Source organism: Mesorhizobium sp. M0276 (assembly GCF_040321755.1).
GTDB lineage: Bacteria > Pseudomonadota > Alphaproteobacteria > Rhizobiales > Rhizobiaceae > Mesorhizobium.
Genome location: NZ_JAMYSC010000003.1, coordinates 165,828 through 177,773 on the forward strand (window position 1 = coordinate 165,828; position 11,946 = coordinate 177,773).

Annotated in this window: 10 protein-coding genes and 1 pseudogene; 1 reads left to right on the forward strand and 10 read right to left on the reverse strand. The window is 55.0% G+C overall.

Translation table 11 applies throughout. The features are described from left to right. Positions 1–1,283 precede the first annotated feature (1,283 nt). From NKJ01_RS04040 to NKJ01_RS04080, 9 genes and pseudogenes are all read right to left on the reverse strand, one after another. Entirely contained in the window at positions 1,284–2,393 is a 1,110-nt protein-coding gene (locus NKJ01_RS04040) for a hypothetical protein (RefSeq protein ID WP_352726308.1), read from the reverse strand. Between the two features lie 17 nt (positions 2,394–2,410). Then, a complete protein-coding gene (locus tag NKJ01_RS04045; RefSeq protein WP_352726310.1) occupies positions 2,411–2,881 on the reverse strand; it encodes a Het-E N-terminal domain-containing protein in 471 nt (156 codons plus the stop codon). A gap of 275 nt (positions 2,882–3,156) precedes the next feature. After that, positions 3,157–4,884 carry a phospholipase D-like domain-containing protein gene (locus NKJ01_RS04050; protein ID WP_352726313.1) on the reverse strand — a complete coding sequence of 576 codons (1,728 nt, stop codon included), beginning with the start codon at positions 4,882–4,884 and terminating at the stop codon, positions 3,157–3,159. A 262-nt stretch (positions 4,885–5,146) separates the two neighbouring features. Further along, positions 5,147–6,208: a DUF2252 family protein gene (locus tag NKJ01_RS04055; RefSeq protein ID WP_352726315.1), complete on the reverse strand. Its 1,062-nt coding sequence runs from the start codon at positions 6,206–6,208 to the stop codon at positions 5,147–5,149. Positions 6,209–6,330: 122 nt separating this feature from the next. Then, positions 6,331–6,726, reverse strand: a pseudogene (locus NKJ01_RS04060) (ABC transporter substrate-binding protein); the annotation flags it as partial. A gap of 84 nt (positions 6,727–6,810) precedes the next feature. Beyond that, positions 6,811–7,803 carry a DUF1906 domain-containing protein gene (locus NKJ01_RS04065; RefSeq protein WP_352726317.1) on the reverse strand — a complete coding sequence of 331 codons (993 nt, stop codon included), beginning with the start codon at positions 7,801–7,803 and terminating at the stop codon, positions 6,811–6,813. Positions 7,804–7,815: 12 nt separating this feature from the next. Next, entirely contained in the window at positions 7,816–8,661 is an 846-nt protein-coding gene (locus NKJ01_RS04070; RefSeq protein ID WP_352726319.1) for a hypothetical protein, read from the reverse strand. A 188-nt stretch (positions 8,662–8,849) separates the two neighbouring features. After that, positions 8,850–9,506 (reverse strand): acyl-homoserine-lactone synthase, encoded by a 657-nt coding sequence (locus NKJ01_RS04075; protein ID WP_352726322.1) that lies wholly within the window; start codon positions 9,504–9,506, stop codon positions 8,850–8,852. 83 nt (positions 9,507–9,589) lie between these two features. Further along, positions 9,590–10,312, reverse strand: coding sequence for a LuxR family transcriptional regulator (locus NKJ01_RS04080; protein WP_352726324.1), 723 nt, complete (start codon positions 10,310–10,312; stop codon positions 9,590–9,592). A gap of 193 nt (positions 10,313–10,505) precedes the next feature. Here NKJ01_RS04080 and NKJ01_RS36395 point away from each other — a divergent pair, with 193 nt between their 5' ends. Further along, a complete protein-coding gene (locus NKJ01_RS36395; protein ID WP_502905852.1) occupies positions 10,506–10,787 on the forward strand; it encodes a hypothetical protein in 282 nt (93 codons plus the stop codon). Positions 10,788–10,815: 28 nt separating this feature from the next. Here the strand turns inward: NKJ01_RS36395 and NKJ01_RS04090 are convergent, their stop codons facing one another. Next, a complete protein-coding gene (locus NKJ01_RS04090) occupies positions 10,816–11,904 on the reverse strand; it encodes a hypothetical protein (protein WP_352726327.1) in 1,089 nt (362 codons plus the stop codon). Between the last annotated feature and the right edge of the window lie 42 nt (positions 11,905–11,946).

The following is an 11,946-nucleotide window of genomic DNA, read 5'->3' on the forward strand; positions in this document are numbered from 1 at the left end:
CAACCCATATCCTTCGTATGATCTCGTATGGTCTGGCGACCCCGATAGCAAGGGCACGGATTGAGGATCCGTCACATTCGACGCGTCATCGGCGGCATAAACACGGAAGGTGCGGCATTGCAAATGTGTTGGTCGCGGGGAACCCGCAACCAGCAGAATGGATTGCTGGTTCTACCTCCATTTACACGCCGTTGCTGCCCTTTGCCGCAGTGGGCAGTCCAACCGGTTCCCGACGTTCGATGAGATAGCGTGAGGCCTGTACATGATTTGGCCACCGCAGCGAAGAATCGACCGCAAGCCGATGTGCAGCGAGAAAGCCGTGAAAGCCTACCCGGCGCTCAAAGCCTCCCACTTTTTGGCATCAATCGGGAGCAGGCAGCGGGGGCCGTTGGCGTCAGCCCGACGACGTTCGACCAGATGGTAGCGGACGGGCGTATGAAGCAGCCGCGAATGCCCAGCAAGGAGCGCTATGTCTGGGACGTAGAGGAACTGGCAGAAGCATTCCGGAGTCTGCTCCACCGCAACAGCAAGCTTGACGGGGAGTCCTCCAGCGACAATCCTTGGCATCGCAGATAATGGATGTTGCGAGCGTCGCTGTGAAATTCAATCTCAAAGGCGTCGTTGAAGACCGTGAGCGGCACGGCAACGTCAGGCTCTATTTCCGTGCACCAGCAGAAAAAAGGTGCGTCTGCGCGAGGCACCGGGTTCTCCGGAGTTTCACGAAGAGGTCCGCTTTGCGCAGCAGGGAAGTCCTTATCTCCCGACACATTCCAGCCCCGGCTTTCTTCGCGAAATAGGTGAGGATGAACCCTTGGATTTTGCGCAATCGATGCGCCTCAGCCGCCAGACGGCGAGCACGGTGCAGCTTGAACCGGCTCGGGTTGGTGCAGGCGCGCACGCGCGTGCTGCGCCATCTCGATTTCCTCTCCGAACTGGTACTCGACACGCTGGATTTGGCCGAGGCCAGGCGGGCCTAGAACAGGGGAACCCGGGGACGGCTGCCCGCGATCCAATTGTCAAAGGGCTCAACCATCTCGCCGGGCGCATCTTGGATGAGATGAAGAACCTTGCCAAACCGAAACAGACCAACTTAGAAGGGTAGCTTGCTGGTCAAGGGATTACGGGACAGAAGCAGCGCCCCTATCAGCGCGATCTGAACACTGACGCGCGCGATGCTTCAGCCTGGATGTCTTTTGACGCCGCATTGAAAAGTTGCCAACATGATCGAGTCGACGTCAGCCATCCGATCGGCGCTGCTACCTGATACCGCCGGCAAGGTGGCCCTAGTTCATCTGCGCATTATGCGACCGTGTAATTTTGATCGCGAGATCAGAGAGGACGTTCGAAGGACCTCTTTTCGGCCAATAGGCCGCAATCACCACGCCTTCAAACCAAATCGCGAGCGTTATCAATATGAAACGATCCAAAACTATGTACAAAACGCCCATCAGAAAAATAAACATCGCGACGAACATGAAAACTGGCATCGCGCCTCTTGCAGAGATATCAATAATAACAAAGCACGCAGAAAAAATTGAGACCTGTAACAAAAGATAGACAAGCGCATATTTTACCTGACGGTAAAGAACACTCTTGACAAATACCACGTCTTCACCGGCCGATTCCGCAAACAGGCTAGCAGACCACAGAAAATAGGCAGAGCCGGCATGCCAAGATCGATCGCGAAGCACCATAGCCATGTTGAAATAGGCCTCCAAGAAAGCTCTTTTGTTGCTCGGCTGATTCTTCCCTAGGCTAGATAGATTCCCGTTGAACTCACGGAATGCCTGCTTGTATTCTCCTCTGTCCCTGTGAATCAAGCCAATCTCGTTGCGTACGATAATATTTTGTTGATGAGCGGCGCCTAGCCGATCTTCGCACAGCCGCAAGGCTTCCCTTGTTATTGTCTCGGCTATGGAAAACTGCTCTTGGTCTACTTTCTTGACAGTAAACTCTATCCTATGAAACTGGAGCGTACAAGGAAGAGCCACTTTGCTTTCGGCTGCGTAGCGCAACTGCAGATATTGTCCATACAGGCGGCGCAACATAGCCAACGTAGTCATCGCCTCTATCAACTCCAGAGCACTCGTGGAATTGTCGCGCCTGAGGAAGGTGGTATATCCCTCCAGAAACTCAAAGATAATTTCTATACCATCAACGTTATCGACAATGGATGTCTTACCACGAAGCTCATCTACGTAGCACACTACTAAGCCATAAGTTGATCGGTACTCATCTAGCGCAGCGTTGTTTACAGCCTGTATGCTCTTGTCATGAGTTAGTATTAGCTCCGCAATTTCCTGAGCCGACGCGCCGTTAACGGTGACCCCTGATATGGTTATGTTTTGAGCATTAACATTGTTGAATACAATTCCAGCGACATTGTATGACATCATTCTGACCTTGCGGTTCAGGATTTATCTGCCTTTCGCGCATGGTTCTGAGAGACCCCGGCACGAACATTCTTAATTTCGATGTCGCCGGAGAACGTCCCGCGATTGACCTTAATACCCGTCCCCGAGGCCGCGACGTTCTCCAGGCGCAGGTTAGCGGCCGATATGTCTGCAAGGTCCACGCCAACCGTTGCTCCAGCATCCGGCGCGTGTTGTTGGATCATTTCGATGAGTTTTCGCGCGGCAGCTACCAATTCGATGTCGTTGTCGGCTTTCGCTGCGGCCAACTCTTCCTCAACGCTGGCGCGCCGAGCCTTTGACTCCGGAGCTTTCTCGAGGTGGTCCACCGAAACACTCGGATAGCGAGAGGTAAGGAGGCCTTTCAGTGCCGTATACGCATCTTTGACAAGACCATTGACCACTTCTTTGCCGGCAATCGTGGCTGCGCCCAGCGCCAAACTCAATGCGATTCCCGTAATTGGTTCCAACGTCTGTTCCCCCTTTGGTATCATGAACCGATCCCTGCTGCACAAACTAAAGGACCGTCAGGGTCTGGTGCTGCAGCACGCGATCTGGGCTTCGTCATAGAAGCTGCAAAAGTGCGGCAGCAGTCGCGGCGCGGTTGTCTGGGAGTATATAGACTGCCACCCAAACACCGGAAGAGGTAAGGACGGGTGGCGAGGCGAAAAATTGACCGCAATGACGACGGGCTACTCCAGGAATTTTGGAAATATGAATCTCGGAGATTTCGGGCGAATCCTTGCTACGCGACGAGCCCCGCGAAGGCCTGTCGATCGAGCATTTCCTTCGAGGCGGGGATGTAAAATGGGTCCGACCACGACGAGTCTTCTTTTAAAGCCAAGACGGTGTTGAGTGACTTGCCAGATTTTTTAGCTTCCTCCTCTTTCTGAGCTCGCTGGTAGCGAAACCAGTAGTGTTCGAACATCCGCATAAACTCCGTGGCATAAATGTCCATGATGGCGGTATCGCCACGAACAATCAGACTGTTGGAATCATTGACCCTGGTCGAATTGTTCGAAAAATTGGCGGAGCCAGTAACCAGTATCGGCTCTATCCCAAACGGGTCGGCGGCAATGATCTTGGAATGGATGTGCACGCCAGCATGGTGAAAGCCTTCCGAGTGTTCCAGTAGCCGACCTTGATAGTCGTTCAAGGGTGTGTCCAGCACGGTAGCGACTGCGGCGGCATTGGCGGGATCGCCCTCCATGATTTCAATTTCGCCCTTCGTGCCAAACGACCCTTCTTTGTCGGCCATGAGAAACCGGAGAGTGCCGGGCGCAGCCTGCTTAAGAACCTTGCGAATTTCCGGGTGAAGCGCAAACGGTGCTGACACCAACAAGACTTTGGCCCTCTCGCAGATCTCCGCGTAAAGCTTGATCATGTCGATGCTGCTTTGAGGAGAGAAAATCGGAGTGATCCCGTGCTCGAGCTTGTCGACGCCTGATGGAACCGGCGTAAGCTCCTCCAATGCCGAATGTGATTTCGTCTCCGACAGGTCTTGGGAAAGAAGCTGAAAATAGGCCTCGTATTTCTCGGCGATGGTAGCGTCGTAGATTGCATGTCCAACATTGAGCTGGCCATAGATCCCGCCATCAGTCCAATTTGTCGAGCCGGTCCAAACGGCAATAGGCTGTAGCACACCTCCAGCGTCTTTTCGCAGGAGAACGACGAACTTGTTGTGCATTATTGCTCCCTGGGGATCGGCCTCCCGAGGCCTGGCAAAGGTCATCCTGGAACCTGCGATCGCCGCCTCATTTTTTTCGCGGGTTTTATCCTCGCCCCCTTTGTCGCGGGCATGATAGATCACCTTCACATCAACTCCGCGCTTACTTGCCTGTTCAAGGCCATCCAGAAGGTTTGGCTTCTGAAACTCATATATTGCTGCGTGCATAGCAAACTGTCCGTCGACCGCCTTTGCGAGAAACGCGAGAATTGCCTCCTCCAGCCCTCTGGATAGCCAGACCAGTGCTTCAGGAATTTTGGAGGGATCATTGTCACCGAACTTGCGCACGTAAGCTTCGCTGGCCGCTGCTCCGCGATTAAAAAAAACGGCAGTGTGATCTTCGCGAGAGTTCTCGGCCTTGACTTCGACAATGGCGCCACCAGCGATGATATCGAAAGCACCGGGTTTCTCTGCACCGATGCCCTCATGAAGGATATCTGAAGCTCGCCCATAGCGGGCTACGGCGCGATAACGATACCGTTTGCCTGGCTCGATCGTGTAATCGCCCCATCGAAATTTCTGGAGTGGAGCGCGAGCAGTAGTTATCCACTTCGGGTTCGGATCGGAGGGAAATTGCAGCATGTTTGGGAGCCAGCGGCGATCTCCAGTGCCCAGGTCAGTGCGTTCGATAGAGAAGCCAAGACAATTCTCGCGCTTTGAATCGCTCAGATCCATTGCGAGCAAGGCATTATTGGTACCAGTAATGACGCGTAGGGTTAGACCATCCTTCGACGCTTTTGCACGCATGCCGACCCCCTTTTGCCAATTCAGGATTTGGTGATTAGCGCTTTCCAGAAGATAGCGAATTCACATGAGCGGCGGACCATCGACCCGAAATAAGACCGGGTTATGATCGTGGCTCACCTTGAATATTACAGCTGGATTTTCTGTCATGTGCAAGCATTTTTTGTACCAGTATTTTTCACTCACTTATAATATACACCTCCGTTGATCCGTTGCGCCCTATGGAACCCATTTAATAGTTATTTCTGGCGAAGTTTCCGCACTTTCAGTGGCCGGAACACCAGGCAGCGTAATCTTCTTCAATGCTGTCGCGAGCGGCTCCGACTGCGTCGCGAAGCCAGGCGCCCGACAATAAATCCAGATTGGCGCGAACGGCAGTTGTCTGCGCTGTGCTAGCCGCATGGATCGAGCCCAATTCGAAGCCCATTGCTTCGATAGCCATCAGGTCGAGTTCCTTTCCGGCATTCTCGCCGAGGTCCAGTTTTCGGGAATCCACGGCAATTCGACGAACGATGAATTTCTCCTCTGCTCGCAGAAAAGGGTCTGGCGAACGAAATTCACCCGATGACAGATCGTGGGCCCAAGATTTGTCAGTCGCCAGACCATGAGCCCAATACCAGGCAGACGGCACCGACGCTTTCGCTTCCCGAATGACCTGGCCCCCTTGCCAGTTCGCGATGGCCACGAACCGGGCCTTACCCAGCCCGCCCCCGCCTTTCCTGCGCGACGCAAACCGCTGGATCTGCGCGGTCGCAGGCAAGCTTGATTGAAGAATTCTCCTGGCGTCGGCCGGCGGCTCGACCGTTGGGTACGATTGAACCTCCTCCCAGAATTTCGTGCAGTCCGAATCGGTGCACACCACAAACCGCCGCATCCAAACGGCGCGCTCGTCGACCAGTGTTGGTCGTGGTCCTCGAAGACCGTTGCGATATCCGGTTATGATTGCGTCCGATGTATCGTGGCCGCTGAGCTCGATCCCCGGAGCAAGCTGGACACTCGTTGCCAGTCTCACGAGATCAAACGGATATGGCATGATCGCCGCTTCATCAAAATCATTCACGCCCCAGACCAGACGCGCATCCGCATCACGCCAGGTTCCGAAGTTTTCGGTATGGGTATCGCCAACGCTGAGGACGGACGGCGCATTGGCCAGTTCAGGACAAACCTTCGCGATCTCCCTGGCCCAGCGGAAAAACGTCGCCCTCAAGAACGTGAAAGGATTCTTCCTCATCCGCTCATGCTTGTATTCAAGATCGGTCTCTATGACGTCGCATTGAGTGCGAAGCCATGTTTCGTATGCGCTGTTGCAATCCTGAAAGCTGTTCAACGACCTGACGCCCATGGCTGGCAGTTTTCCTGCCCGCCGGGTTTGCGGGCAGCACTATCTATGTCGATCGGTACCTATACCCAATCTGGTTTCACACCTGGACATCCGGTGCGCCGTATGCAGAACGTGTTCCACAGACCACACCCGGTAGCGGCGGGTTGATAACCGAAAGCCGTTCCGGGCATAGACTTCCGAGGCTGGAAGGGTGACGCCCGAGTTGAAGTGACCGATGATGTATCTGACGGCCTGGAACTTGCTGGCGGCCGAGATGCCCTGCTGCGGATCCGATACGCCGTAACCGATTTCGATCTTGATCTGCTGGCCGTTGATGCCGCCGGCTGCGTTGATGTTGGCGGCCGCCTACTCTGCGCCCTTGTGCAGTTGCGCGCTGAAAGGGGCGTTCGGGCGGTGATGGGGCCGTCGACCCCGTTCAGGATGTCAGCCCACGCACTGCGGCTGAACGTGACAAGCGCGGTCAAGGCGACGTCGGACACGAGTGACCTTCTTTTAGTATTCATCAAGTCTCCTCTCCGCAGAGAACGTTCAACATGCAATTCTTTGGCGCCACGGAGTGCAGATTCAAATCCTCCGGTCCCTGCGAGCTAGATCGAAAAGCCACCATAGTCGGCGACCGCCTCATCGGTATCGTGGTCGAAAGTCAATCGCGAGTCTGCCTTTCCCTGCTTGATATTCCAGCCTTTAAACGTCTTTGACCCGCCCCAGCCGGTAGACATCGCCAGCCATGCATACTGTACTCTCCCGTGACCAGCCAACCACGCACAGGCATTGCCAGAGCCGTACACTCCTATTGAGTAGGCCGGGTGATTTGAACTTATCGCAGAGAATCCATCTTTTACGCCGCGGAAATAATCATTAACGGGTCCAGAAATACCTTCACTGTCACAGTCAAAATCCACGGCAAAATAGATGGGGGTTTCCGATGGCTGCCCGGCTAACATTGCCTGCTTGTAGGCAGAGCTCCCTTCGGCAACACCGGTAGAATGAGAAAAATGCGAAAGATGATCAGAATCGCTTTCCCAAACTGTCACGATTTTTAATCCGGCTCCGGATAGAGCCTGTGCCTCCTTCGCGGTGAGCGGAGCCCACTTGGAGGAAGCTGACCGATAGTACCTCGCAACAAAAGTCTTCCCTGCCGCAGCGATCTGAATCGCCCGCTTGGAACAATCCGTTGCGCAATCGATCCCACTTCCAGCAACCGGTGCGGAAGGGCCCGCGTCACCTTTTCCGTCAGAGGCAGCCACTGCCGCTGCTCTTGGCACCGTCTCCGAAGCATCGAGATGAGCCGCAACTGCTGCCTTGCGTAGCTTTCCAACCGCATTGTTGAGTTTGTCGAGGTAGACAGCCACCGGATCTTGTCCGCTTGCGTTGACAACGGCGAGCAGTGCGGCGGAGGCAGCAGCGACGCGGTCAGCAGCGGCAGCGAGCTCAATTTCATTCACCCGTGCCAGCAGCCCGACAAGGATGTTCGCCGATGCAAGAAGATCAGCTTTTTCTGCATCAGGAGGGCCTGCATCCAATTTCGCCTCTACCACATACATCGCCGAAACGATTGACTGCTGAAGCGCGCTCGGCATGTTGTAATCCTCCTATTGATGATTGAGGGATGCGAAAGCTGCGCGGGCCGCTTTGGCATCGGCAGCAAGATTGCCACTCGCCTCGGCCACAGCTGCCAAGCTGACGGGATTGCTGGGCCGCGAGTAGGCCACGACCATCTGATTAAAATTCGTCTCCAGGCGGTCAACCAGTACGACATAGTTCGCAACCTTGGTTCTTGCTGCGTCCATGTCTGCCTTTCGTTCCGCCCTCGTTCGAGCGCTAACTCCTGGCTGATCCTGGAAAACAAGCGTCTGAAAGATCTGGTCGCTCGCGCTCTTGAGCTCGTCCAGGAGAATGAGCATCGGTTTCCGACCTTCCAATGCCAGCCTTCGAGCTTCTGCATTGCTATGTGCGACCAATAGTTGATTGATGAATGGATCAAGCGCTGTTGCCACAGCAGAAAACTGGGAGAATCGCGCGAGGGCGGCAACGTTTGACGCAATGCTCTGCACCTGCGCCTTCCATTCAGCCACGCTTGAGCCGTCCACAAGAGCAGTCAGCAGCGCTGCATAAGACTGGATGACGCCGAAGGCCAACCGAATTTTTGTCGTATTTGGGCCTTCGCCAATGCTGGCGAAGTAATATGCGTCAACTGGATCAAAATCCGATGCGCCTGATGGGTTTATGGCTGCGTCGCTTTGAAGCTTTATAATTGCCTGTTTTCGTTCGGCGACACTGAGTTCCAATAGAAGCGGGTCAACACCCTTCTCAATTTCGGAAACATTCTGAACAAAGATCTTTGTCTCCTGCTTAGGCACGGATGCACATGCTGTCACCAATATCGACAGCATAAATACCAACAATCCATCCTTTATTCTTGCCCTATTTTTGCGCACCGCGAAAGTCCTTTTTTTTAGAAAATATAAACTTCTAATTCAGCTCGGCGTCGCAAAAGAATTTCTCTTACGTCTTGATCTCCCCTCTTTGGTCTGTCGTTTTGATTTTAACTGTCTGCCTTCGACATCGTTACGACACCGGGCGGCGGCCTGTCGTACGCTGCTCACGGCCCGGTACGAGGATGTCATCAGGCCACCTCCGATCGCTTCTCGGGCTGACGAAGGAATGGAAGCTGGGCTCCGCGCCGGACGAGCAGGGATTTGGTGATGCGAAGTCTCTTGCGGGCGCTCTCAAGTGCCGCCTCATTCACTTCGATATACGCGACGATGTACCACTCGCCGTTTTCTTCCCTTGCCATGCCCATCGGCTCGGCCCGCCATTTGAGGGCGCCATGGTGCGGCATGAAATAGGTTTCCTGGATGCCGCCGACGGCGCTGAGGCCCTCATCGACAGCGTATTCCATCACTGCGCAGCAGAGCTGTGTCAGCGTGCCCCGCAGTCCGGTAGAGCGCCTGTCAGGAACAACGAAAGTGCGTGTCCACTCGGCCCAATCCGGGCGCCTCGGGACCCCTGATTTCTCGCACATGTGGGGAAAGACTTCCGACACCATGTGCGGTTCGCTGGTCGGGATCAGCCGCGCCGACGTTACCACCCGGTCGTCCTCGATACCCAGGAGATACGTCGCAGCATCGGTATCGAACTGGTCCAGTTCGCGACCATCCGGGCTTGGCGGCCGCCACCGCTTCTGGTGGACAAAAAAATCGTGCCGACGGCGCAGAAATTCGTCGAACTCATTTTCATAGAGATGTCTGTTCTGCGCATTGACGACATGAGCCGTAATCATGGCGCGATCCCCCGACCGTTACCGGGGGATAGTTGCAGCCGTCCTAAAGTACGTCACCTGTCCGATCGGACAGTTGACGTACTTTAGGGATGGATCAAACGTCGCCGCACCGCCTCAACAACAGCTTGCGTTGTGGTGCCGACGCCAAACGCTTCCCGAGCCCTTGTGGCGTGCCATTTGACGGTGCGCTCGGCGAGGCCAAGTATCTGGGATGTTTCCGAAGAGGTCTTGCCGGCTGCGGCCCACAAAAGCACCTCCCTTTCCCGATCGGTCAGAAGACCTTCGTCACCTTCACCGTCATTCGACAAAGCCTGGATCGACATGCCAGCGTAAACCGCCATCGTCACCAGTTGCACCTGATGGCGCGGCGAGAGCGTGCAGGACTTCGTGGAAGACGCAAACGACAGCACGGACTGCCAATGGTGAACGCTCAGCATCGGCACGGCGAAACCGCTGCAAATGCCGAACTCCGTCGCTTCGCCCGCAACACGTCGCGAACCTTCCGTGTCGGACCATTTTGCCGGGACATCGGCCCATATAAATGGCTTCAGCGTTTTTGCTGAATAAATGCAAACGCCGTCAACAGCCGCATGCTCGGCTTCGATATAGCGTTCGAACCAGCCCGCCGGCCAGCCATTCAGTTCCACCATCGGCGCAAGCTTCTGCCCGCCAAGAGGAACGCCGCTCAGGATAAGATGTTCAAAGCCAAGGTTTCGTACGGTCTCAAGCAGATCGGCCAGCAGCGGTTCCGGTGCGGTGTGCCTCCTGCAGCGTTCGACAAAGTCGAACACGTCTGAATCGATCATGCCAGAGACCTCCGCCTCTATGCCACGATGGGAGTGCAACCTAATTTAGAAGCGCGGAATATTTTAGTAGAACGTGCGCCGTTTTGCCAGCGGCAAGAAGACTGAATTGCCTCAACTGATGAAATTGTTTTGACCGCAGTGGGCAACGAAAAGCCTGGATGGTTCGCAGATACATTCCCAAGCTTCAGCGCAGGTGCGTGGCAACGACATCGCCTTTGCCCTGGATCTCACCGATGGCCTCGAGGCTGGCGCCGGAATCGCCGGCAATGGCCATGTCTGCGACCATCTGCACGAAGATCACGGAAACGCAGGGTCGTCATCCCGCCGAAGCGAAGCCCGCAAGATCCAGCATCCCTGCGACGCCCACCTCTACACGGAGCGCAACATGATCGAACGCCTCTTCAACAAGCTCAAGCAGTTCCGCTGCGCCAATACACGCCACGACACGCTCCCGGTCAACGAGATGCTGATGTAAGGACCTATCCTTTTGGCAGCACGACTACCTACTCGTGATCTGCTGCCTTCGCCCGCGCCTCTGTCCTGTCGAGTGTGTCAGGTACAAGCCGTTCCGAGAAGCCGGCAAGAAATGACCAGACAAGGAGTTTCGCAAGATCGACAGTCGGGCCCAGGATCGTCAGACCGCTTGGATCCATCAATTTGCTATGCGTGGCAGAAGGGGAAATGGTCGTCTCGGATGCTTGCCAGACGATGTGCTCTCCAACCGAGATGTTCGCTAGATCTGGAAACGCAGATCCACCGATAATGCCACTTCGCAGGAGGAAATAGAAGACGAATGCACCTATCATGCCGTACAGCAGACGAACATATAGCATCCGAGGCTGATACTCGGTCATGACGTCCTCAAACCCGAATGTCTGGATGTTCAACTGGAACCTCATCACTCTGCTGAAATAGGCGCCGAGGATTCCAAACGCAGAAACCATCCCGAGACCGAAAAGCGGGTTGGAGGAGAATAGCTTATAACCTTTTGCAACATCGCCTGGCGCCATGCTGGTTCCGTCAAATTTTAACGAGAAGATGAAGAAGTACAGAAGGAAAGGCAGTATCGAAATCCCCATCACGCACAGCCCGAAACGGAAAAGGCGTGAAGCCGTCTCGCTGCGCAGCCTTCTGTTAAACCGCTGATTGATAAACCATCTCTGTAGATCGTCGAGTAGCGTTGTATACGCGGCACGTTTGCGCCGCATGGCAGCATCGCTTTCGTCCAGTGGATCAAATAATTTGGCGTTGTTCTCGTGCGCCGCCAGGTTCGTCAACTTGCGCGCTCTAGCCAGTTCTATCAGTATGAGGAACTCGGTAGTAAGCTGCGGCTCAAAAAGCACCAGGCCGATCGCCTGCTCGGCGGCGTTTAGCTCGTGCCATTCCTCAGCCCCTGACTTCCAGACCAAAGACTTAGGGAAAAGGCCGTCTATCGCTGCCAAGCTCGCGGGGTCAGTCACATTTGGACGAGTGGCCTCCCAGATCGTCTTAAGCGACAGCCATTCGTGGGCGAGGACCTCGTTCTTCTCGTCGGGCGCTCCGGCCCGAAGCATGCATCCCAGGCTGCGCAAAGATTGAAAGCTCGTTGACATCCGAATACCCCCTGTGATGAGCACCCTTGGGTTGACCCTGCT